21 protein-coding genes are annotated in these 23,766 nt (G+C 60.7%); 16 read left to right on the top strand and 5 right to left on the bottom strand.

What is annotated here, in order from left to right; translation table 11 throughout:
• Positions 1-108 precede the first annotated feature (108 nt).
• The 7 genes from N2601_RS14185 to N2601_RS14155 all read left to right on the top strand — a co-directional run bounded on the left by N2601_RS14185 (position 109) and on the right by N2601_RS14155 (position 8,377).
• The gene (locus N2601_RS14185) at positions 109-1,359 is read left to right on the top strand and encodes an ABC transporter substrate-binding protein (RefSeq protein ID WP_260303157.1); all 1,251 of its coding nucleotides are present in this window, start codon (positions 109-111) and stop codon (positions 1,357-1,359) included.
• Between the two features lie 126 nt (positions 1,360-1,485).
• Positions 1,486-2,367 (top strand): carbohydrate ABC transporter permease, encoded by an 882-nt coding sequence (locus tag N2601_RS14180; protein ID WP_104824415.1) that lies wholly within the window; start codon positions 1,486-1,488, stop codon positions 2,365-2,367.
• Positions 2,364-3,245 (top strand): carbohydrate ABC transporter permease, encoded by an 882-nt coding sequence (locus N2601_RS14175; protein WP_104824414.1) that lies wholly within the window; start codon positions 2,364-2,366, stop codon positions 3,243-3,245. Before N2601_RS14180 ends, N2601_RS14175 begins: the two co-directional genes overlap by 4 nt.
• A gap of 4 nt (positions 3,246-3,249) precedes the next feature.
• Entirely contained in the window at positions 3,250-4,368 is a 1,119-nt protein-coding gene (locus N2601_RS14170; RefSeq protein ID WP_104824413.1) for an ABC transporter ATP-binding protein, read from the top strand.
• Between the two features lie 8 nt (positions 4,369-4,376).
• A complete protein-coding gene (locus tag N2601_RS14165; protein ID WP_445944961.1) occupies positions 4,377-5,882 on the top strand; it encodes an FAD-dependent oxidoreductase in 1,506 nt (501 codons plus the stop codon).
• The gene (locus N2601_RS14160; protein ID WP_104824411.1) at positions 5,879-6,646 is read left to right on the top strand and encodes a 3-ketoacyl-ACP reductase; all 768 of its coding nucleotides are present in this window, start codon (positions 5,879-5,881) and stop codon (positions 6,644-6,646) included. Before N2601_RS14165 ends, N2601_RS14160 begins: the two co-directional genes overlap by 4 nt.
• A gap of 75 nt (positions 6,647-6,721) precedes the next feature.
• On the top strand, positions 6,722-8,377 hold the full coding sequence (locus N2601_RS14155) for a GMC family oxidoreductase (protein ID WP_104824410.1): 1,656 nt from the start codon (positions 6,722-6,724) through the stop codon (positions 8,375-8,377).
• 51 nt (positions 8,378-8,428) lie between these two features.
• Here N2601_RS14155 and dgoD read toward each other — a convergent pair whose 3' ends face one another.
• A complete protein-coding gene (gene dgoD / locus N2601_RS14150; protein WP_104824409.1) occupies positions 8,429-9,577 on the bottom strand; it encodes a galactonate dehydratase in 1,149 nt (382 codons plus the stop codon).
• 63 nt (positions 9,578-9,640) lie between these two features.
• Positions 9,641-10,408: a FadR/GntR family transcriptional regulator gene (locus tag N2601_RS14145; RefSeq protein WP_245463898.1), complete on the bottom strand. Its 768-nt coding sequence runs from the start codon at positions 10,406-10,408 to the stop codon at positions 9,641-9,643.
• A 223-nt stretch (positions 10,409-10,631) separates the two neighbouring features.
• On the opposite strand from N2601_RS14145, the gene N2601_RS14140 reads away from it, so the two are divergent.
• From N2601_RS14140 to N2601_RS14125, 4 genes are all read left to right on the top strand, one after another.
• On the top strand, positions 10,632-11,615 hold the full coding sequence (locus N2601_RS14140) for an arabinose ABC transporter substrate-binding protein (RefSeq protein WP_104824407.1): 984 nt from the start codon (positions 10,632-10,634) through the stop codon (positions 11,613-11,615).
• A 69-nt stretch (positions 11,616-11,684) separates the two neighbouring features.
• Positions 11,685-13,190: an L-arabinose ABC transporter ATP-binding protein AraG gene (gene araG, locus N2601_RS14135; protein WP_104824406.1), complete on the top strand. Its 1,506-nt coding sequence runs from the start codon at positions 11,685-11,687 to the stop codon at positions 13,188-13,190.
• Between the two features lie 17 nt (positions 13,191-13,207).
• Complete coding sequence (gene araH, locus N2601_RS14130; RefSeq protein ID WP_104824405.1) at positions 13,208-14,161, top strand: L-arabinose ABC transporter permease AraH; 954 nt, start codon at positions 13,208-13,210, stop codon at positions 14,159-14,161.
• A gap of 218 nt (positions 14,162-14,379) precedes the next feature.
• Entirely contained in the window at positions 14,380-14,811 is a 432-nt protein-coding gene (locus tag N2601_RS14125) for an OsmC family protein (RefSeq protein WP_104824404.1), read from the top strand.
• A gap of 256 nt (positions 14,812-15,067) precedes the next feature.
• Here N2601_RS14125 and N2601_RS14120 read toward each other — a convergent pair whose 3' ends face one another.
• A complete protein-coding gene (locus tag N2601_RS14120) occupies positions 15,068-15,418 on the bottom strand; it encodes a DoxX family protein (RefSeq protein WP_104824403.1) in 351 nt (116 codons plus the stop codon).
• A gap of 125 nt (positions 15,419-15,543) precedes the next feature.
• On the opposite strand from N2601_RS14120, the gene N2601_RS14115 reads away from it, so the two are divergent.
• From N2601_RS14115 to N2601_RS14095, 5 genes are all read left to right on the top strand, one after another.
• Positions 15,544-16,116 carry a TetR/AcrR family transcriptional regulator gene (locus N2601_RS14115; protein WP_104825221.1) on the top strand — a complete coding sequence of 191 codons (573 nt, stop codon included), beginning with the start codon at positions 15,544-15,546 and terminating at the stop codon, positions 16,114-16,116.
• Between the two features lie 150 nt (positions 16,117-16,266).
• Positions 16,267-16,746, top strand: coding sequence for a hypothetical protein (locus N2601_RS14110; protein WP_260303156.1), 480 nt, complete (start codon positions 16,267-16,269; stop codon positions 16,744-16,746).
• Positions 16,747-16,878: 132 nt separating this feature from the next.
• Positions 16,879-17,487, top strand: a complete 609-nt coding sequence (locus N2601_RS14105; RefSeq protein WP_104824401.1) for a TetR family transcriptional regulator — start codon at positions 16,879-16,881, stop codon at positions 17,485-17,487.
• A 73-nt stretch (positions 17,488-17,560) separates the two neighbouring features.
• A complete protein-coding gene (locus N2601_RS14100) occupies positions 17,561-18,709 on the top strand; it encodes an efflux RND transporter periplasmic adaptor subunit (protein WP_104824400.1) in 1,149 nt (382 codons plus the stop codon).
• A 20-nt stretch (positions 18,710-18,729) separates the two neighbouring features.
• A complete protein-coding gene (locus tag N2601_RS14095) occupies positions 18,730-21,879 on the top strand; it encodes an efflux RND transporter permease subunit (protein ID WP_199773489.1) in 3,150 nt (1,049 codons plus the stop codon).
• Between the two features lie 57 nt (positions 21,880-21,936).
• On the opposite strand, the gene N2601_RS14090 is transcribed toward N2601_RS14095, so the two are convergent.
• Together N2601_RS14090 and N2601_RS14085 are read right to left on the bottom strand one after the other, a co-directional pair.
• Complete coding sequence (locus tag N2601_RS14090) at positions 21,937-22,692, bottom strand: metallophosphoesterase family protein (RefSeq protein WP_260303155.1); 756 nt, start codon at positions 22,690-22,692, stop codon at positions 21,937-21,939.
• A gap of 410 nt (positions 22,693-23,102) precedes the next feature.
• Complete coding sequence (locus N2601_RS14085; protein ID WP_104824398.1) at positions 23,103-23,576, bottom strand: VOC family protein; 474 nt, start codon at positions 23,574-23,576, stop codon at positions 23,103-23,105.
• Positions 23,577-23,766 lie beyond the last annotated feature (190 nt).

Below are 23,766 nucleotides of genomic sequence, written 5' to 3'. Positions count from 1 at the left end.
CCATGGCTGGGAGGCCGTGGTGGATTTGTTCCTCGCGAAGAGCGCGGAACAGGGAGGAGGCAGCGGGAGGAGGTCTTGCTGCGCAACTGTTAAAACCGGGAGGAAAATATGCGTAAATTGATGACATCTGTGGCTGCGGCCGCCCTTCTTATGACGGGCACCGTGACCGTAGTGCATGCGACTGAAAGCGTTGAAGTCCTGCATTGGTGGACCTCGGGCGGCGAGGCGTCGGCGCTGGAAGTCCTGAAGAAGGATCTGGAATCGAAGGGCATAGGCTGGGTCGACATGCCGGTTGCCGGCGGTGGCGGCAGCGAGGCCATGACCGTTCTGCGCGCCCGCGTCACGGGTGGCAACCCGCCGACCGCCGTGCAGATGCTCGGCTTCGACATTCTCGACTGGGCCAAGGAAGGTTCGCTCGGCAATCTCGATGCGGTCGCCAATAAGGAAGGCTGGGACAAGGTGGTCCCCACCGCCCTGCAGAAATTCTCCAAATATGACGGCCATTGGATCGCCGCTCCCGTAAACGTCCACTCCACCAACTGGGTGTGGATCAACAAGGAAGCGCTGGACAAGGCCGGCGGCAAGGTGCCGGCGAACTGGGACGAGCTGATCGCGCTGCTCGACAATTTCAAGAAGCAAGGCATCACGCCGATCGCCCATGGCGGCCAGCCGTGGCAGGATGCGACGATCTTCGACGCCGTCGTGCTCTCGTTTGGCAACGACTTCTACAAGAAGGCCTTCATCGATCTCGATCCCGATACGCTCGGCAGCCCGAAGATGAAGGAAGCCTTCGACCGCATGACGAAGTTGCGCTCCTATGTCGATGACAACTTCTCCGGCCGCGACTGGAATCTTGCCTCCGGCATGGTCATCGAAGGCAAGGCCGGCCTGCAGTTCATGGGCGACTGGGCCAAGGGCGAATTCCTGAAGGCGAAGAAGGTGCCGGGTAAGGATTTCGTCTGCATCCGCTTCCCGGGAACGCAGGGCTCGGTGACCTTCAACTCCGACCAATTCGCGATGTTCAAGGTCTCCGCCGACAAGATCCCGGCGCAGATGCAAATGGCGTCCTCGATCGAAAGCCCGACCTTCCAGTCGGCTTTTAATGTCGTCAAGGGCTCGGTTCCGGCCCGCACCGACGTTCCGGATACCGCCTTCGATGATTGCGGCAAGAAGGCGATCAAGGATCTGGCCGAAGCCAACAAGAACGGCACGCTGATGGGCTCCATGGCCCATGGCCACGCCAATCCGGCGGCGGTCAAGAACGCGATCTACGACGTCGTAACCCGCGAATTCAACGGCGATCTGTCGTCGGATGACGCGGTCAAGGAACTCGTCTCGGCGGTTGCGGCGGCGAAGTAAGGTAGTTCGGAGCAAGGAGTGCCCCTCATCCGGCCTGTCGGCCACCCTCTCCCCGCTCGCGGGGAGAGGGTTCGGGCGAGGGCTTCACTTGCTCCGTACGCAGATAATCAAACTAGGTGTTCGACCATGAACAGTCGCAGTCGAATGCAGGTGCTATTGCCCAAGCTGGTGCTGGCCCCGAGCTTCGTCGTCATTCTGATCTTCGTATATGGCTTTATCGCCTATACCGGCTATCTGTCGCTGACCGACAGCAAGATGCTGCCTTCCTATAACCTTATTGGTTTCACCAACTATGATAGGCTTTGGGCGTTGCCGCACTGGTGGCGTGCGATCACCAATCTCGGCATCTTCGCTTCCCTCTATATCGCCATCTGCTCGGCGCTCGGCCTCGCCCTTGCTATCCTGCTCGACCAGAAAATCCGTGCCGAAGGGCTGCTGAGGCCGATCTATCTCTATCCGATGGCGCTGTCCTTCATCGTCACGGGAACGGCGTGGAAATGGTTTCTCGATCCTGGCATCGGCCTTGAGAACACCATGCATCTCTGGGGCTGGGAGAGTTTTTCCTTCACCTGGATCAAGGATTCGAAAATGGCGATCTATTGCGTCGTCATCGCCGCCGTCTGGCAGTCTTCGGGCTTCGTCATGGCGATGTTCCTTGCCGGCCTTCGCGGCGTCGACAACGAGATCATCAAGGCGGCGCAGATCGACGGCGCGTCGGCGGTCACCACCTATCGCCGCATCATCATTCCATTGATGCGGCCTGTGTTCCTCTCGGCCTTCGTCGTGCTCGCCCACCTCGCGATCAAGGCCTATGACCTGATCGTGGCGCTGACTGGCGGCGGGCCGGGGCAGGCGACCGAACTGCCGGCTACCTTCATGTATTCCTACACTTTCACCCGCAATCTGATGGGCATCGGCGCCTCGTCGGCGATCATCATGCTGGCGATGATCTTTGCCATCATCATCCCCTATCTCTATTCGGAAATCGGCGGAGGGAAACGCGCATGAGCAACCCCAATCCGCAAAACGCCATCTCGCACGGCAAGCTGACCCGTGGGCTGATCTATGCGGCGCTGATCCTGTTTGCCGTCTATTACCTGCTGCCGCTCTATGTGATGCTGGTCAATTCCTTCAAGCCGCTTGAAGAGATTCGCCAGGGCGGCATGCTGAACCTGCCGAAGACCTGGACGATCGAGCCCTGGATATCGGCCTGGTCGACGGCGCAGATCGGCGTGCAGCCGACGGGGCTCAGGCCCTTTTTTATCAACTCGATCCTGATGGTCGTTCCTGCCGTCGCCATCTCCACCATGGTCGGCGCGCTGAACGGCTATGTGCTGACGAAGTGGCGTTTCCGCGGCGCGGAAATCTTCTTCGGTATGCTGCTGCTCTCCTGCTTCATCCCGTTCCAGATCGTGCTGATCCCGATGGCGCGCATCCTCGGTTTCTTCGGCATCGCCGGGACCATATGGGGGCTGATCCTCGTCCACATAGTCTACGGCCTCGGCTTCACCACGCTTTATTTCCGCAATTATTACGAGGCCTTTCCGACCGAGCTGGTCCGCGCCGCGCAGATCGACGGGGCGAGCTTCTTCCAGATTTTCCGGCGCATCCTGCTGCCGTCTTCGGGGCCGATCATCGTCGTCTCGGTCATCTGGCAGTTCACCAATATCTGGAACGACTTCCTGTTCGGCGCGTCCTTTTCGGGCGTCAGTTCGACGCCGATGACGGTCGCGCTCAACAACCTCGTCAGCTCGTCGACGGGCGTCAAGGAATACAATGTCCACTTCGCCGGCGCGATCCTCGCTGCCCTGCCAACCCTCATCGTCTACATCGTCTCCGGCCGATTTTTCGTCCGCGGCCTGATGTCCGGCGCCGTCAAGGGATAAGACCATGTCCTTCCTGAAAATCACCAATCTGCGCAAGTCCTATGGATCGCTCGAAATCCTGAAGGACATCAATATCGAAATCGAAAAGGGCGGATTTCTCGTGCTCGTCGGCCCGTCCGGCTGCGGCAAGTCCACCCTGCTCAACACCATTGCCGGGCTGGAGCCGATCACCTCGGGCGACATTGCCATTGCCGGCCGCTCGGTCAACGGCCTGGCGCCGTCGCAACGTGATATCGCCATGGTGTTCCAGTCCTATGCGCTCTATCCGAACATGACGGTTGCCGGCAACATCGCCTTCGGCATGGAAATCCGCAAAGTTCCGAAGGAGGAACGCGACAAGGCGATCAAGCAAGTGGCCGACATGCTGCAGATCGGCCATCTGCTCGACCGCAAGCCGAGCCAGCTTTCCGGCGGCCAGCGCCAGCGCGTCGCCATGGGCCGGGCGTTGGTGCGCGATCCGCAGGTCTTCCTGTTCGACGAGCCGCTCTCCAACCTCGATGCCAAGCTGCGCGTCGACATGCGCACCGAGATCAAGCGCCTGCATCAGCGCATGAAGACGACGATCGTCTACGTCACCCATGATCAGATCGAGGCAATGACGCTGGCCACGAAGATCGCCGTCCTTAAGGACGGTGTTCTGCAGCAATTCGGAACGCCGGCGGAAATCTACAATCACCCTGCCAATACCTTCGTTGCGGACTTCATGGGCTCGCCCGCCATGAACCTGCTGACCGCGACGGTGGAGAGCGGGCCGACGGGATTGCAGGTCTCGCTCGACCGACCGAATGGCGCGGCCCCCCTGAAGCTGCCTGTCAACGGGAGCGGCGCCGGACTCGGCGCCCATGCCGGCAAGGACGTGATCTTCGGCATTCGGCCGGAGGCGCTGACCGACCTCGACGGTGCGGACCGCAATGCCCATTCGCTCGCCGAAGGAGACTGCCTGATCGAGGTGGTCGAGCCGGCCGGTTCGGATACGTTTGCGATCGTCCGCCTCGGCGGCAAATCCGTCGTGGCGCGGCTGCGCGCCGATGCCCGCATTGCCCCCGGGCAGACGACACGGCTTGCCTTCAATCTCGACAAGGCGGTGTTCTTCGATCCGCAGAGCCAGGTTCGGATAGCGTGAGCGGCAGCATGGCAGAACCGGATATCGTCATCATCGGTTCGGGGATCGGTGGCTCCACTGTCGCTTCCGGCCTTGCCGCCTCGGGCGCCAACATATTGATCCTGGAGACCGGCGAACGGCTGGAGGACCGACCGGAAACCCGCGACCAGCGGGCGATCTTCCTGCGCGGCCATTTCCGCCCGAAGGAGACCTGGTACGAGAAAGACGGCAAGGGGTTCAATCCCGGCAACTACTACAATGTCGGCGGCAATTCGAAATTCTACGGCGCGGTGCTGATCCGCTACCGACGCGAGGATTTTGAGGAGATGCGGCATCTGGACGGCGTGTCGCCGGCCTGGCCCTTTCCGTATGAGGAGCTGGAGCCCTGGTATAGCGAGGCGGAGCAGCTCTATCAGGTGCGCGGCAGCCTCGGCGACGATCCCTGGGAACCGCCGCATTCGCAACCCTATCCATTTCCACCGGTACCCGACGAGCCGGCAATCGCCAGTGTCCGCAAGCGACTGAAGGACAGTGGCATGCATCCGCATTCGCTGCCGTTGGGCGTCGATATCGACAAGTGGCTTGTCAAGGGCCGTACGCCCTGGGATGCGCATCCGCATAGTGCCGACGGCAAGATGGATGCCGAGACGGTGGCGCTTGCCAAGGCTCTGCAATATCCGAACGTCAAGCTGAAGACCGGCGCGCGCGTCACGCGGCTCCAGGCTGCCGGCGATGGGCGGATGATCGCCGCGGTGCATTATTCCGCCTATGGAGAGGCGCATGTCGTACGACCGAAGCTGGTCATCCTTGCGGCCGGGGCGGTGCAGTCGGCGGTGCTGCTGCTGAGATCGGCTGACGATGCGAATCCGCGCGGGCTTGCCAATCGCTCCGATCAGGTCGGCCGCAATTTCATGAACCATAATTCCTCTGCCGTGCTGGCGATTTCGCCCTGGTATCGGAATGATTCGGTCTATCAGAAGACTTTCGGCTTCAACGACTTCTATCTCTCGGATGGCGAAGGCGGGCCGCCGCTCGGCAATGTTCAGCTTTTGGGACGCGTTTCCGGCACGATCCTCAAGGCGAATATGCCGACTGTGCCGGAATGGCTTCTGAACAGGCTTTCCGCCCATGCCATCGATTTCTATGCCATGAGCGAGGATCTTCCGTCGCCGGAAAGCCGGATCACGGTCGACGGCGACCGCATCGTGCTGCAGTGGGTGCGCACCAATTGGCAGGCGCATCTCGATCTGGTGAAGAAGCTGAAGAGCGTGCTGCGTAAGGCCGGCTTCCCGATCGTGCTGTCACGTCCCTTCGACAAGCGCACACCGTCGCATCAATGCGGCACGGTCAAGATCGGCAATGACGGCTCGAGCGCGCCGCTCGATGTCTTCTGCCGCGCCTTCGATCACCCCAATCTTTTCGTGGTCGACGCCAGCTTCCTGCCGACTTCGGCGGCGGTGAATCCGGCGCTGACCGTGGCCGCGCAAGCGCTGCGCGTGGCCGACCATATCGTGCGGGAGGAGCTGCGGTCATGAAGGCAAGGCGTCCGATCGCCGTCGTCACCGGAGGCCGCAAGGGGATCGGTTTCGGTATTGCGCGGGCGCTGGCGAGAAGCGGTTTCGATCTGGCGATCACCGGTGTCGAGGTAGAGCCGCCGTTGGCGGAACTTGCGGAATTGAAGGGGAATGGCGGGCGGGCAATCTATCTGCAGTCTGATCTTGCCGCTCTCTCGGGACACATGGGAACCGTCGAGGCGATCCGGGCGGCTTTGGGCGAGATCGATTGCCTGGTCAATAATGCCGGCATTGGCCCCGTCGTGCGCGGCGATTTCCTTGATTTGGCGCCAGAAAATTTCGACCGGATCATCGACGTCAATCTGCGCGGCACGGTGTTTTTTACCCAGGCGATCGTTCGTTCGATGCTCGCGGCGAAGACGTCGCTGCCGCGTTCGGTGATCAACATCACCTCGGTCTCGGCAGCGCTGAGTTCGCCTGAGAGGCTAGATTATTGCATCAGCAAGGCCGGTCTCTCGGCCTTCTCGCAGGGGTTGGCGCTGCGGCTGGCGGAGACCGGCATTGCCGTCTTCGAGGTGCGGCCCGGCATCATCCGCACCGACATGACGGCGCAAGTTTCGGAGAAATACGACGCATTGATCGATGGCGGCCTGGTGCCGATGAAGCGCTGGGGCGAGACGGGCGATGTCGGCAGCATCGTTGCGGCGCTGGCCAAAGGGGGCTTCGGTTTTGCCACGGGATCGGTGATCCCTGCGGATGGTGGGCTGGGGATCGGGCGACTGTGAAGGATTTACCCTTGCCCCATCGGGAGGAGGGAAATGCGATCTCGTGCCGGGAACATGATAAATTTGAGGACTGGAATGAGCTACGACTACATCATCACCGGCGCCGGACCGGCGGGCTGCGTACTCGCCAACCGTCTGAGCGAGGACCCCATGGTGAAAGTCCTGTTGCTGGAGGCTGGCGGCGGTGATTGGAATCCGTTGTTCCACATGCCGGCCGGCTTCGCCAAGATGACCAAGGGGGTGGCGAGCTGGGGCTGGAAGACGGTGCCGCAGAGGCATATGAAGGGCCGCGTGCTGCGCTATACGCAGGCGAAGGTGATCGGCGGCGGCTCCTCGATCAATGCGCAGCTTTACACGCGCGGCAACGCTGTCGACTACGATCTCTGGGCACGCGAGGATGGCTGCGAGGGCTGGGACTATCGCAGCGTGCTGCCTTACTTCAAACGCGCCGAGGACAATCAGCGCTTTGCCGATGACTATCATTCCTATGGCGGCCCGCTCGGCGTTTCCATGCCGGTATCGGCGCTGCCGATCTGCGATGCCTATATCCGCGCCGGTCAGGAACTCGGCATCCCCTATAATCACGATTTCAACGGCAGACAGCAGGCGGGTGTCGGCTTCTATCAGTTGACGCAGCGCAACCGCCGCCGCTCGTCGGCTTCGCTGGCCTACCTATCGCCGATCAAAGATCGAAAGAACCTGACCATCCGTACCGGTGCGCGGGTGGCGCGCATCATTCTCGAAGGCCGCCGCGCCGTCGGCGTCGAGGTGGTGACAGACAAGGGTGTCGAGATCATTCGGGCGGACCGGGAAGTGCTGATCTCCTCCGGCGCCATCGGCTCGCCGAAGCTGCTCTTGCAATCCGGGATCGGCCCGGCCGACCATCTGACCTCGGTCGGTGTGCCGGTCACGCACGACCTGCCGGGTGTCGGCGGCAATCTGCAGGACCATCTTGATCTTTTCGTCATCTCGGAATGCACCGGCGACCACACCTACGACAATGTCGCCAAGCTGCATCGTACGCTCTGGGCCGGGCTGCAATATCTGCTGTTCCGCTCCGGTCCCGTCGCCTCGTCGCTCTTCGAGACCGGCGGCTTCTGGTATGCTGATCCCGATGCCCGCTCGCCGGATATCCAGTTCCATCTCGGCCTCGGCTCCGGCATCGAGGCGGGCGTCGCACGGCTGAAGAATGCCGGCGTAACTTTAAATTCCGCCTATCTGCACCCGCGCTCGCGCGGCACGGTGCGGCTCTCTTCATCCGACCCATCCGCCGCGCCGCTGATCGATCCGAACTATTGGAGCGATCCGCACGATATGAAGATGTCGCTCGAAGGCCTACGGATCGCCCGCGACATCATGAGCCAGGATGCGCTGAAGCCCTTTGTGCTGGCTGAGCGGCTGCCGGGTGGCAATCTGACAACGGAGGCGCAATTGTTCGACTATGGCTGCGCCAACGCCAAGACCGACCATCATCCCGTCGGCACCTGCAAGATGGGCACGGACGCCATGGCGGTCGTCGATCTCGAGCTGAAGGTGCGAGGGCTCGAGGGCCTGCGCGTCTGCGACAGCTCCATCATGCCGCGCGTGCCCTCCTGCAACACCAACGGCCCGACGATCATGATCGGCGAGAAAGGCGCGGATATCATCCGCGATCGGGATCCGCTACCGCCGGCGATTTTCTCCTGGGAGCGCAATGACACGCGGCCGCGCGCGCGGGCGGATGTTCGTTAAAAAGCAAAACGCCCCGAAGTTCGGGGCGTTTCGTTTACGGGAGGAGAGCTCTTACCACTCGGCTACGCTGCCGTCTTCATGGCGCCAAACCGGGTTGCGCCAGCGATGGCCTTCCTTGGCGCGCTCGATGACGTAGGCTTCGTCCACTTCGATGCCGAGGCCGGGGCCTTGCGGGATGCTGACGAAGCCGTCGGCATAGTGGAAGACTTCCTTATTGGAGATGTAGTCGAGGATGTCGTTGCCCTTGTTGTAGTGGATGCCGAGGCTCTGTTCCTGGATGAAGGCATTGTAGCTGACGGCGTCGACCTGCAGGCAGGCGGCAAGCGCGATCGGGCCGAGCGGGCAATGCGGTGCCAGCGCCACGTCATAGGCTTCGGCCATCGCCGCGATCTTGCGGCATTCGGTGATGCCGCCGGCATGGGAAAGGTCAGGCTGCAGGATGTCGACATAGCCGTCCGACAGGACCGACTTGAAGTCCCAGCGCGAATAGAGCCGCTCGCCGAGCGCGATTGGCGTCGAGCAATGATTGGCGATTTCCTTCAGGGCTTCACGATTTTCGGAGAGCACGGGTTCTTCAATGAAGAGCAGTTTGTAGGGCTCGAGTTCCTTGGCGAGAACCTTGGCCATCGGGCGATGGACGCGGCCGTGGAAATCGACGCCGATGCCGATATAGGGGCCGATCGCCTCACGAATGGTGGCGATGGTCTCAACAGCCTTCTCCACCTTGTCGTAGGTGTCGACGATCTGCATTTCCTCGCAGCCGTTGAGCTTGATCGCCTTGAAACCGCGGGCGACGACGTCCTTGGCGTTGTTGGCGACGTCGGAAGGGCGGTCGCCGCCGATCCAGGAATAGACCTTGATCTTGTCGCGCACCTGGCCACCCAGCAGCGAATGGATCGGCTGGCCAAGCGCCTTGCCCTTGATGTCCCAGAGCGCCTGGTCGATGCCGGCAAGCGCCGACATGTGGATGGCGCCGCCGCGATAGAAGCCGGCGCGGTACATGACGTTCCAGTGATCTTCGATCAGGAAGGGGTCCTTGCCGATCAGATAGTCTTCCAGTTCGTGCACGGCGGCCTGGACGGTCAAAGCCCGGCCTTCGACCACTGGCTCGCCCCAGCCCGTGATGCCCTCGTCTGTTTCGATCTTCAGGAACATCCAGCGCGGCGGCACGATATAGGTGGTCAATTTGGTGATTTTCATGGGAACGCTTCCGTTTCGGCTTTTGGATCATATCAGCGGCGCCAGGCCGCGGATTTCGGGATTTCAGGTCTTGTTTTTCTCCACCCGCCCGATCGCTTTTTCGGCGGCGGCAAGGTCGCGGGTGGCAAGATCGAGCATGCGATGGGCGCAGTCGCGCGCAGAGGTGCGGTTGCGCAGGCGCAGCGCCTCCACCAGATCGCCATGGACGGCGATCGCCTCATCACGGCTGTCCACCGCGACATTCGAAGCATGCAATGCATATTTCAGCCCGGCATGGATGGCGCTCGACAGGCGGCGGAACACCTGGTTGTGGCTGGCGCTCAAAAGCACCGTATGGAACATCACGTCGGCTTCGGTGAAGCGTTCGGGATCATCGCCGGAATCGCGCATCTGCCGCCAGGCTTTTTCGAGATCGGCTATCTCCTGGGCGGTGGCGCGCTCGGCGGCATATTCGGCGGCCACCGGCTCGATGGTACGCCGCGCCTCGAGAATGCAGCCGAGAATATCGAATTCGGCGATATAAGGACCCATCCACTCTAGCACGTCCTGATCAAGGATATTCCAGTCGTCCTTATCGCAGACGGTGGTGCCAATGCGCGGCTTGCCGCGCACGAGCCCTTTCGATTCGAGGATCTTCAGGGATTCACGGATGACGGTGCGGCTGACGCCGTAGAGATCGCAGAGATCGTTTTCGCGCGGCAGGGGCGAGCCGGAAGGATAGCGTTCGGAACAGATGTCCTCGGCGATCGCCGCCGTGACGTTCTTGCGCACGCGCGGACGGCGCTCCGCCGCTCCGTTCAGCCTTTGCTCTTGCTGTTCAAACGAATCCAATTGCCTTCTCCGCAGCCGTTCTCCCGCGCGGCCGAGCCTCTGCTTAGCGGAATTTATTCCGCATGGCGATAAGCGTCGGCGCGTTTGGCGGGCCATCCTTGCCAAAAGTCACACTATTATAATCATCATACATTGGCAATTGACTGGTATGATGATTTATCATAATTCAAGAAGCACTGCCAGGGAGGGCAGTGTGCTTCATTTCGAATTTTGGGAGAGAGTCATGCGCTTTTTCAAAGCAGCTATTCTGGCTGGTACGGTTGCGGTCATCGCAGCCACCTCCGCCTTGGCGGCAGACGTGAAAATCGGCTTCGTGGTCAAGCAACCGGAAGAACCCTGGTTTCAGGACGAATGGAAGTTCGCCGACATCGCCGCCAAGGAGAAGGGCTTCACGCTCGTCAAGATCGGCGCGCAGGATGGCGAAAAGGTTCAGGCTGCGATCGACAATCTCGGCGCCCAGGGTGCGGAGGGCTTCATCATCTGCACGCCCGATGTGAAGCTCGGCCCTGGCATCGTCGCCAAGGCGGCGGCCAACCAGCTCAAGCTGATGACGGTTGACGACCGTCTGGTCGGCGCCGACGGCAAGCCGCTGGAAGACGTGCCGCATATGGGCATTTCCGCCACCAAGATCGGCGAGAGCGTCGGCCAGGCGATTGTCGATGAAATCAAGAAGCGCGGCTGGGACATGAAGAATGTCGGCGCGATCCGCGTTTCCTACGACCAGCTTCCGACCGCTGTCGACCGCGTCGAAGGCGCTATTTCGGTGCTGAAGGGTGCCGGTTTCCCGGCCGCGAACATCTATGACGCGCCACAGGCCAAAACCGACACGGAAGCAGCGCTCAATGCTGCGACCACCGTGCTCAACAAGCATGCCGACGTGAAATACTGGGTGGCCTTCGGCCTCAACGACGAAGCCGTGCTCGGCGCTGTCCGCGCGACGGAATCGGTCGGCATTCCCGCCGCCAACGTCGTCGGTGTTGGCATCGGCGGCGCGGATTCGGCAATCAACGAATTCAAGAAGCCGCAGCCGACGGGCTTCTTCGGCACCGTCATCATATCGCCGAAGCGTCACGGCTACGAAACCGCGATCGATATGTACGACTGGATCGCCAACAGCAAGGAACCGCCGAAGCTGACGCTGACCTCCGGTTCGCTGGCGCTGCGCGGCGATTATCAGAAGGTCCGCAAGGATCTCGGTATCGAATGATCGTCCTCTCCGGATGATCGCGGCCCGGTGGCAGTTTTGCCGCCGGGCTCTTTTACCAGCGAGAGAAACATGGCCTTTCTCGAATTCAACGGTATTTCGAAGAGCTATCCCGGCGTTCAGGCGCTGTCGAACATCACCTTTCCGGTCGTCAAAGGCGCCGTGCATGGGCTGATGGGCGAAAACGGCGCCGGAAAGTCGACGCTGATCCGCATTCTTTCCGGCGATCAGGCGGCGGATGCGGGTACGATATCCATCGACGGCCAGGAGCAGCACTATCATTCGGTGCGGGATGCTTTTCACGCCGGCGTCACCGTCATCCATCAGGAATTGCAACTGGTGCCGGAACTGACGGTCGCCGAAAACCTGTGGCTCGGCCGCTTTCCGGCGAAAGCCGGCATCATCAATAGCAAGACGCTCGTCGATACCGTGCGCGCCAAGCTCCAGGAGATCGGCATCGATGTCGATCCGGCCGCCAAGGTGTCGTCGCTGTCGATCGGCGCGCGGCAGATGGTGGAAATCGCCAAGGCCGTCATGGTCGATGCCCGTGTCATCGCACTGGACGAGCCGACGTCGTCGCTGTCGTCGCGCGAGAGCGAGATTCTGTTTTCGCTGATCGAGCGGCTGAAATCGAACGGCACCGTCATCCTCTACGTCTCGCATCGGCTGGACGAGATATTCCGGCTCTGCGATGGCCTGACGGTGTTGCGCGACGGTAAGCTCGCGGCACACCATCCTGACATCAGGAAAGTAACGCGCGAGCAGATCATTGCCGAAATGGTCGGCCGCGAGATCAGCAATATCTGGGGCTGGCGCGGGCGGCAGCTCGGGCCTGTCCGGCTGGAGGTCAAAGGGCTCTCAGGGTCGAGACTTCCGACGCCGATCAATTTCTCCGTCCGCAGGGGCGAAATCCTTGGCTTCTTTGGCCTGATCGGCGCCGGCCGCAGTGAGATGGCCCGGCTGTTGTTTGGTGCCGATCATCGTCACCAGGGCACGGTCACTATCGATGGCGTCACGGTCGCTCCGAACAATCCCAAGGCAGCGATCCATGCCGGCATGGTGCTCTGCCCGGAGGACCGCAAGCTCGATGGGATCATCCAGGGCCGTTCGATCCAGGAGAATATCGCCATTTCCTCGCGGCGGCATTTTTCGCCGTTGGGCCTATTGAGCCCGCGCAAGGAAGCGGCCCTTGCCGATCAGTTCATCGCCAGGCTGCGCGTGCGCACGCCGTCGCGCAAGCAGGACATCATCAATCTTTCCGGCGGCAATCAGCAGAAGGTTATTCTCGGCCGCTGGCTGTCCGAACAGGGCGTCAAGGTGCTGGTCATCGATGAGCCGACGCGCGGCATCGATGTCGGAGCAAAATCGGAAATCTATGAAATCCTTTATGAATTGGCAGCCGGCGGCATGGCGATCGTCGTCATCTCCAGCGAACTGCCGGAGGTCATGGGCATTTCAGACCGGATCATGGTGATGTGCGGCGGCAAGGTCGCTGCCTATGTGACGCGGGCGAATTTCAACGAGCACCAGATCCTCACCGCCGCATTGCCGGACAAAAACGCCGCAAGCACATTCTGACTAGGGAAATCGTGACGATGTCTTCCTTGAAAAAAATCCTTCTCGGCGAACAGGGCCTCGTCGTCATCTTCGCGGTGGCCTTCGTCATCGTGTCGCTGACGGTTCCGAATTTCCTGACCGAGCGCAACATGATCGGCCTGCTGCAATCGGTTGTCACGATCGGCATCGTTGCCTGCACCATGATGTTTTGCCTGGCCTCACGCGATTTCGATCTTTCCGTCGGCTCGACCGTCGCCTTCTGCGGCATGATCGCGGTCATGGCCTCGAACGTCACAGGCTCCATCATTCTCGGCCTGCTGGCGGCGCTCGTCTGCGGCGCGATCGTCGGTCTCGTCAACGGTGCGCTCATCGCCAAGCTGCGCATCAATGCGCTGATCGCGACGCTTGCCACTATGCAGATCGTCCGTGGTCTGGCGCTGATCGCCTCGGACGGCCGCGCGGTCGGCATCAACGACCCGAATTTCTATCAACTGGCACTCTCGACCTTTCTTGGCATTCCGACGCCGATCTGGATCATGGTGATCCTGTTCCTCCTATTCGGCTTCGTGCTGAATCGCACCACCTTCGGCAAGAATACGCTGGCGATCGGCGGCAATCCGGAGGCCTCGCGGCTGGCGGGCGTGAACGTCGCCACGATGCGGATCTGGATCTTCACGCTGCAGGGCTTCATCTGCGCCATCGCCGGCATCCTCCTGTCCTCGCGCATCACCTCCGGGCAGCCGAATGCGGCGATCGGCTTGGAGCTGCTGGTCATCTCGGCCTGCGTGCTCGGCGGCGTCTCGCTCGCGGGCGGCCGGGCCTCGATGAGCGGCGTCATCGTCGGCGTGCTGATCATGGGCATTGCCCAGAACGTCATGAATCTCCTCAATATTCCGGCCTTCTATCAATATCTCGTCCTTGGCTCGATCCTGCTGATCGCGGTGACGCTGGACAATATTCGCTCGGCCGCGGCGGGACGTGCGAGGGGATAGCCAAGGGTTGACCAGAGCCCCAGAGGTTAATTGTTACAGCGCTGTCGTCTTCGGCGGATAGAGCATTATATTGTCGATTGAGGCAGCCCAGAGCATCCCGCTTTCAAGCGACTATGCGTTCCAGCGAACGCAGGTCGCTCTGGTGCTGCCTCCTACGGCCATTGCGGGGAGGGCAAGGGGCTCTTTCCCGGCGTTCAATCAACGACTAGGAGGACGGCATGCAGATCAATCGTACAGGTTCGGCCCAGTGGTCCGGCGGTCTGAAGGACGGCAAGGGTCAGATTTCGACCCAGAGCGGTGCGCTCAATCACTATCCCTACGGTTTTGCCAGCCGCTTCGAAGGCGTTCCCGGCACTAATCCGGAAGAGCTGATCGGTGCGGCCCATGCCGGCTGCTTCACCATGGCTCTGTCGCTGATCCTCAATGAAGCCGGTTTCACCGCCGAAAGCATGGAAACGACCGCCAAGGTCACGCTTGAAAGCGTCGAAGGCGGCTTTGCCATCACCGCCATTCACCTGACGCTGACCGGCAAAGTCCCCGGCGCCGACGAAGCCACATTCACCGAACTCGCCAACAAGGCCAAGGCCGGTTGCCCGGTTTCCAAGGCGCTTGCTTCCGTTCCGATCTCTCTGGAAGTGCACGCCGCCTGAGCAGTCCTTTCGATGGAGAGCGCCGTGCCGATGGTGCGGCGCTTTTTACATGCCAGGCGTTAGGGCACGGCATCGGACGGCATGAGCCGATGCGAACCGCAGCGCAACTCATGCTACGTACTCGCCGTGAGCGCGAGCAGTTTGCAGGTCGCCGATCGACATTTCGCCCTGGGCTGCGTCGGCATCGCTTTGCGCCATCGGCGCGATGTACGATCCCATCCTGTTTGCATCGTCAGGTTTCGTTGCAGCGAGATATTCAGACTTGACCGCTGACACTTGCCAGTGCCAGCAGCAACAGGAACACGAAAGGTGGCGGGAGCTCTCGATAGTTCCGGATACGGACAATGGCAGCGATCGCGGCGAGCATAATGCAAGCGCCCAACGCCGCCCCGATATATCGGGTGCCAGCTGTTATCAAGAGCACCGCCGTTGCAAGCTCGAAGGCGGCTGTGACCCAGCACCACCAGAAAGGAAATCCAAGTCGCACGAAACCCGCGCGGATTTTCGGATGTCCACTCGCATTGACGATAGCGCCGACGAGAAACGCCCCGGCGGCCAGCCAGACGAGGATTGTATCGAGCGATGTTGCGCCTGTGAAAATGTTCATTGGAACACCCGTTGATCTCTTCTGTATAGCGACGTCATTTAATCTAGCACTGCTAGTTTGTCAATCAATGTTCCTTTTGATAGTTTTGCATCAGGAAAATCGCGCGCATGAAGATTGAGGCACGGGTGGGTATCAGCGAACGCAAGACTCGAGAACGGGCCGAACGTGAACGGAGGATCGTCGTCGCTGCGAGGACGATCGCGGAACGCGACGGCTGGGCTTCCGTCACGATCCGGCGCCTCGCCGAGGAGATAGAATACAGTCAGCCAGTTCTCTATTCGCATTTTGAAAATCGCGACCAGATCGTCGGAGCGGTCGCGCTCGAAGGCTTCGGCGAATTGGCTGCGATGCTCGGCGCCGCGATCCGGCCATCATCCACATCAAAGGAGCGAGTGGAAGACATCGCAGTCGCCTATCTCGATTTCGCTTTCGCTCGCCCTGCGATGTACGAGGCGATGTTCGTTCTGCCGACTGGCCTCCGCTTCGCCAGATCCGACACGCCAGCTCAACTTCGCGATGGTTTCGGAGCCATGGCGACGGTGATCGCGCCGTTCTCCCGGGATGTGGATACGGCTACCGAAACTTTTTGGGCGGCACTTCACGGTCTGGCGGAGCTTGAACGTCACGGCAGGATAAGACCCGCTTTCCGGGCTCAACGTATCACGCTCATCATGCAGATGGTGACAAGTCAACTCTGAGAGCGGGCCCTGCGATTAATCTGATCCCGCATAAGAGGCTTGGAAAATGCGGGATAGTGCGCTCATATTCCGCCGTAAATGTACAATCCCGCATCCAGGGCCCGGACTATCCTTTTCACGGAAAATGCATTGCGAAAAGGGGATTGCAGAATGTCCGGACTCACGTTGATTCACGTCATTATCAGCCTGATCGCCATCGCTGCCGGCATCGTCGTCGCAGAGGGATTGATTTCCGTGAAGCGCCATGAGCGCTCCACGTTTGTCTACATGGTCACCATTCTGCTCACGAGTTTGACCGGATTCCTCTTTCCTTTCAACGGCATTACGCCCGGCATCGTATTCGGCATCATCACCGTTCTGCTTTTCATTCCGACGGCAATCGCCCGCTACAGGCAGCGGATGGCCGGTATCTGGCGGCTTGTTTTCATCGTCGGCAGCCTGCTGATGCTCTATCTCAATTGTGTTGTGCTGATCGTTCAGTCCTTCCAGAAAATTCCATTGCTCAATACGCTGGCACCCATGGGGAACGAGCCGCCGATCCTCGCCGTACAGACCGTATTGCTGCTCGCGTTCCTGATCGTCGGCTTCCTCAGCGTCCGCCGTTTCCAGCCGTCGCTTCTGCGTATCTAATTATCGCAATCTGACTCCATCGACAGCGTCTCAACCGCCTCGTTTCGCGGAGCGGCTTCTTGACATTTGAGCCTTGATGATTTACGAGTGACGAAAATTAAAAATCGTCACTCGTAAATCGGAAGCAACCCAATGCTCGATCCTTCTGCGGTTAGCGCCGATCTTGCACGTCAGGAGAACGTAACGCGGATTCTCGATTCCGCCGAAAAACTGTTTCGCCACTACGGCTACAGCAAGACGACGGTTGCCGATATCGCCCGTGATCTCGGTATGTCGACCGCGAATATCTATCGGTTCTTCGCGTCCAAGACGGAAATCCACCAGGCCCTGTGCGGCCGCATGCTCGCGCTGAGCTACAAGATGGCCTACGACATCCGTCACATGCCGATCAGCGCTTCCGAGCGGCTGCGCACTTATGTCCATGCCCAATACAAGTTGACGCTCGAGACGATGCTCGACGAACAGAAGGTGCATGAGATGGTCGTCGTCGCCATCGAGCGCGATTGGCATGTCATCGAAAAGCACATTGACCGGATCCATGACCTCATGGCTGAAATCATTGCCGAAGGCATCGCCGCCGGCGAGTTTTTCGAACAGGATCCAGTCGCCGCCTCGAAATGCTTCGGCGCGGCGACAATCATTTTGTGCCACCCGCAAATGGTCGCGCAATGTCTTGCGAAGACGAACCGGGCGGAACCGGACGATCTTATCGAATTTGCTATCAGAGCGCTAAAGAAATAGTAGTACGCGCATTGGATGATCCACGCGCCTTTGCATTGCATTTGACTAAAGCCGTTTGATCAAGGAGAGCGACATGGTTTCGCTGACGACCAACATACGATCCGCTGCCGGCGCTGCCGTCTTTGCTGCCGTTGCGCTCACGCTTTCGGGCTGCAACGAGAAGAAAGAAGAGACTGCGGAGGTGATCCGGCCGGTGAAAGTGGTCGAGATCGCCCAGGCGGATACGACGCGCAAGCTCGACTATTCCGGTGCGGTCAAGGCGCGGACGGATATGAACCTCGGCTTCCGGGTCAACGGCAAGATCGTCGAGCGCAAGGTGGATATCGGCGAGAAGGTCAAGCCCGGCGACGTGCTCGCCCGCATCGACTCCACCGATTACGCTTTAGCCGTGCGCCGCTCCCAGGCCGATCTCGATGCGGCCGAGAAGCAGGTGCAGACCACGGAGCTCGCCCGCAATCGCGCGCAGCAGCTCTTCGACAAGAACGTTTCGCCGAAATCGCAGCTCGAACAGGCCGAGCTTTCCTATGACCAGGCCGTATCGACGCGGGATTCAGCCGTGTCGGCCTTGGCGGAAGCGAAGAACCAGGTCGCCTATACCGATCTGACTTCGGACATGAACGGCATCGTGACGACCATCAATGCCGATGTCGGTCAGGTGGTCGGCTCCGGCACGCCCGTCATCACCGTTGCCGTCGACGGTGAGAAGGAAGCGCAGATCGCTGTCCCGGAAATGGATATTGCGCAATTCAAGGTCGGTAAGGACGTCAAGGCGCGCTTCTGGTCCGATGACGCGCTGGTGCTGGACGGCAAGGTGCGTGAGGTATCCGGAAGCGCCGACGCGCAGTCGCGTACCTTTGCGGTCCGCGTCAGCCTGCCCAACGATCCGCGCGTGCTGCTCGGCATGACCGCGACCATCGAGGCGCTGGCCGACAATACCCGGCCTTTCGTCTCCATTCCGCTGAGCGCGCTTGCGGAGAAGGACGGTCAGCAGATCGTCTGGTTGGTCGACCGCAGTGCCGGCACCGTGCACTCCCGCAGCGTCAAGGTTGCCGACTTTGCCGATGATGGCGTGCGTGTCGCCGATGGCCTCAAGGCCGGTGACGTCGTCGTTGCCGCCGGCACGCAATTCATGAGCGAGAACATGAAGGTCAAGGTGCCGACCGGGCAGCAGGCTTCGGCTGAGACACATGGCAGCGCCGCGGCTGCCGATATCGTGCGCTGAAAGGATCGAGGGGCGGGACAATGATTATCAACAGCACCTCCGACGAAAAGAAGCGCTTCAACCTGTCGCGTTGGGCGATCGGCCATCCGAGCATCGCGCGCTTCCTGTTCGCGCTGATCATCATCGCCGGCGCGCTTGGGCTCACGCACATGGGCCAGAAGGAAGATCCGGATTTCACCTTCCGCGTCATGGTCGTGCAGACCATCTGGCCTGGCGCCTCGCTGCAGGACATGGAAGACCAGGTGGTCAACAAGATCGAGCGCAAGCTGCAGGAAACCCCGCATCTCGATTGGGTCAAATCCTATACCCGCGCCGGCTTTGCCATCACCACCGTCCAGATCAAGGGCGACACGAACACCGAACAGGTGAAGGACGCCTTCTATCAGGTGCGCAAGAAGGTCGGCGATATCGCCAACACGCTGCCCTCCGGCCTGCTCGGCCCCTATTTCAACGATGAGTTCGGCGATACCTTCATCACCCTGCATTCGATCAGCGGTGCCGGCTACAGCTATCCTGAGTTGAAGAAATTCGCGATCCAAGCCCGTGATATGCTGCTCGAGACGCCCGGCGTCGAGAAGGCTGTGATCATCGGCGATCAGCCCGAGCAGATCTATATCGATGTCTCCTCCAAGGTGCTGGCCGAGCGCGGCCTGACGCTGACCGCCCTGCAGAACGCGATCGTCGGCCAGAACAATGTCGATCCGGCCGGCACCGTCGATACCAGCACGCGCTCGGTTCGCATCTCGGTCGAGGGGGACGTCAACAAGATCGAGGATATCAAGAATCTCCGGCTGACCGCCGGCGGCCAGGTGACGCGTCTCGGCGATATAGCGACGGTCAGCGCCGGGCTACAGGATCCTTACACGGCCAAGTTCCTCTATAACGGTCACGAGAGCGTCCAGCTCGGCGTCGTCATGGCCAATGGCAACAAGGTGACCGACGTCGGCAAGGCGGTGGAAGAGACCTACAAGCGTTTCGAGGCATCGCTGCCGGTCGGCGTGCAGGTCGACCAGATCTCCAACCAGCCGGAAGTGGTGACGGACGCCATCAGCGAGTTCATGCATGCGCTCGGCGAAGCGCTGGTGATCGTGCTGATCGTCTCCTTCCTGTCGATCGGCTGGCGCTCCGGCCTGGTGATCGCCATCGCCATTCCGCTGGTGCTGGCTGCGACCTTCGCGCTCATGTACGAGCTCGGCATCGACCTGCAGCGTATCTCGCTCGGCGCCCTCATCATCGCGCTCGGTCTCCTCGTCGACGACGCGATGATCGTGGTCGAATTGATGGAACGCAAGCTGGAGGAGGGGCTGGTCAAGCTCGATGCGGCAAGCTTTGCCTATTCCTCGACCGCCTTTCCGATGCTGACGGGTACGCTGATCACCACGGCGGGCTTCATCCCAGTCGGCTTCGCCGCGTCGACGGCCGGTGAATACGTTCGCACGCTCTTCTATGTCGTCGGTATCGCGCTGGTGATTTCCTGGTTCGTGGCGGTCTACTTCACGCCCTGGCTCGGCTATATGATCCTGAAGCAGCGGCATCATGCCGGCGAGCATCACGACGTCTTCGATACGCGCTTCTACCGCCGCCTGCGGTCGTCGGTGAGCTGGGCCGTGCGCCATCGCGTCATCGTGCTGCTTCTGACGCTCGCCGCTTTCGTCGGCAGCTTGTGGTCGTTCCAGTTCATTCCGCAGAACTTCTTCCCGCAGTCTTCGCGTCCGGAAATTCTGGTCGATCTCTGGCTGCCGGAAGGCACCAGCATCAAGGAAGTCGAACGCCAGGCGCAGAGGTTGCAGGCCCGCATGGCCGATGATCCCGACAAGCGGTTCATCGCCACCTATGTCGGCGAAGGTGCCCCGCGCTTCTTCCTGCCGCTCGATCAGCAGCTCACCAACCCGAACTATGCCCAGTTGCTGGTCATGGCCAAGGACGAGCCGGCGCGCGAGCGATTGATCGTCAAGCTGCGCAGCATGCTTGCCGCCGACTTCCCCTCGGTCCGCGCCAAGGTGGACCGCCTGTTCCTCGGTCCGCCGACCGGCTGGCCGGTGCAGTTGCGTGTCATGGGTCCGGACCGGCAGGAGGTTCGCCATATCGCCGATGATGTAAAAGCGCGCTTCGCGCAGAACCCGCTGCTCGGCGCTATCCATGACGACTGGCTGGAGCCGGTGCCGGCCATGAAGCTGGTGATCGATCAGGACCGCGCCCGTGCACTCGGCGTCACCTCGCAGCGTATCCGCCAGATGCTGCAGGCCTCGATGTCCGGCGTCACCCTCGACAATTATCGTGAGGGCGAGGAGACCGTCGGCATCGTTGCACGGGAGCCAGAGGCAAGCCGCCATCTGCTGACTTCGGTCAATTCCATCTATATCCCGACCGACTCCGGCGGTTTCGTGCCGTTGTCGCAGGTCGCAAAGGTCGTGCCCGTCATGGAGCAGAGCATCGAGTGGCGCCGCGACCGCCTGCCGACGATCACGGTTAGGGCGACGCTTCCCGACAATGTTCAGTCGAACGACGTGACGGCCAAACTCTACAACGACATGGCCGATCTCAGAAACAGCCTGCCGGCGGGCTACAAGATCGAGATTCAGGGCGGTGCCGAAGACAGCGCCGAAAGCCAGGCCTCGATCGCCGCCAAGGCACCGATCATGCTGGTCATCATCGTCGTGCTGCTGATGGCGCAGCTCCAGCACTTCGGCAAGGCGATGCTGGTGCTCTCCACCGGTCCGCTCGGCATCATCGGTGCAGCCGGTGCCCTGCTGATCAGCGGCGCGCCCTTCGGCTTCGTGGCGATCCTTGGCGTCATCGCGCTGCTTGGTATCATCATCCGCAATTCGATCATCCTCGTCGACCAGATCGATCAGGACATCGCGGCGGGCATGGACCGGAAGGAAGCGATCATTGGCTCGGCCGTCCGCCGTTTCCGGCCGATCATGCTGACGGCGTTGACGGCGGTTCTGGCGCTGATCCCGATCTCGCGCGGCGTTTTCTGGGGTCCACTTGCCTACGCCATGATGGGCGGCATCCTGGTTGCCACAGTGCTGACCATCTTCGTGCTGCCGGCGGGCTATGCGCTCTTTTTCGGCCGCGAGCCGAAGAAGAAAGGACAGCAGCCCGTCGAAGAGCAGGAGAGCAACGACGCCGTACATCATCTACCACCAGCTATGGCAGCGGAATAAAAAGCGCGGGCAGAGCGTGAAAGGGGCCCCGGCTTGTGCCGGGGCCCTTTTTTATTTTCAGCGGCGTGGCTCGAAGGTCTGTGTGAGGATCGAGCATTCGCCCGCCGCGATCTTGAGCACCGTCAGGCTTCCGCCCATGGCGGCGGCCGTGTCGATGCCAATGCGATGATTGCCAAAGTCGGGCCGCGCGGTCGGCGTATGGCCATGCACCACCAGCACCGGCAATTGCGGACCTTCGGAGAGGAAGGGGTCGCGGATCCAGATCAGGTCTTCGTCGGTCTGCTGTTCCAGCGGTATGGCAGGCCGGATGCCGGCATGGACGAAAAGGAGGGGACCGATGATGATGGCGATCGGCAGGGAGCGCAGCAATTCGACATGCGCCGGCGGCATGGCCTGAAGAACGGTTTCGCAGAGTTCTTCGATGCTCCTGCCTTCTTCGAGCAGCAGATATTCCACGTCGACGCCATAGGAGGCGAGTGTCTGTACGGCGCCGAACTCGAGCCAATGGCTGTTGGCGCGCGGATCGTCCAGGAATTTCAGGAAGACATCGTCGTGATTGCCGCAAAGGATATAGCGGTCAAAGCCCACAGGTGGCGGCTCGCACAGATGCTGCAGCACGTCGTTCGATCGCGGACCACGATCGACATAATCGCCGAGGAACATTAGGAGTTTCCGGCCGGGGATCGTGACGGCATCCGCAACGATATGCCTTTCCGCTTCGATCAACGCGTCGTAGCAGCCATGAATGTCGCTCAGCGCATAGATGGCGGTGTAGCCTTCCGCTGTCAGATCAATGCGGGATCGCGGTTCCATGGACTTCGCCGCTCTCCTGCCGAAAAGTTGATCGATTAGTCCGGTCATGGACATCCGCCTACACCAAACACGACGGCATAATCTTTTGAAAATATTTCAAGAATCCCGCCATTTTAGGGCGGTAGCGCAACGCTAGTCCAATGGATGGCCAGGTGCAAGACGCGCCGGAGGGCAGGACTTACGTCAAGGTTAAGAAAAACAAGGCGATACGAGTAGTCATGCCCTGGCGCGACCAACGCGATTCTTGGCGTTGGAGCGTTTTGCGACGGATGAATGTTTGTTCGCCGATGGCGCCATAGCGGTGCCGAACTGCATCCAGTTGCACGCCATCGAACGCCTGACGGCAGCCGATTTCTCCCGGGCGCAGCCATGGGCGGCGACCGGGAACTCCAAGTTGGAGACTTTGCCGACTAGCCCTCATAGGCCTTCTGCAGGCCGGCAATATCGAGCTTCACCATTTGCATCAATGCCTGCATGACGCGCGCGGCCTTGACGGGATCGGGATCGGACAGAAGTTTACTGAGCACGCTCGGCACGATCTGCCAGGAGACGCCATAGCGGTCCTTCAGCCAGCCGCATTGCTCGATTTCGCCGCCGTCGGCAAGACCGTCCCACAGCCAGTCGACCTCTGCCTGATCCTTGCAATCCACCGCCAGCGAGATCGCATGGGTATATTCGAAGCGTATGCCACCGTTCAGCGCCATGAAGCGCTGTCCCGCCAGCGTAAAGTCGACGACCAGCACGCTGTCGGCCTTGCCGGCCGGCGTATCGACTAGGTTCTTCTGCACGTGATCGATGCGTGAATCCGGAAATAGCGAGACATAGAATGTCGCGGCTTCCTCGGCCTCGCGCTCGAACCACAGGCATGGAGCAATCTTGGACAACGGCGTTTCTCCTCTTTCGGGTTGGGTTGACCAGAGGACGGATGGAAAGGGGAAATGCCGACAAGGGAGGAAAGATTTTTATGAGGGACTTTAATTTCCAGCGAGAGGCTAGCTGATTGTCATCCCCTCGCCCCGCTTGCGGGGATAGGGCTAGAGTGAGGGGCACAGGCACGACGTTGCGGCATCGGAG

It is taken from the genome of Rhizobium sp. CB3060 (assembly GCF_025200735.1).
Classification (GTDB): domain Bacteria; phylum Pseudomonadota; class Alphaproteobacteria; order Rhizobiales; family Rhizobiaceae; genus Rhizobium.
The sequence above is the reverse complement of the archived record's forward strand: the minus strand, read 5'-3'. Positions and strand labels throughout refer to the sequence as shown.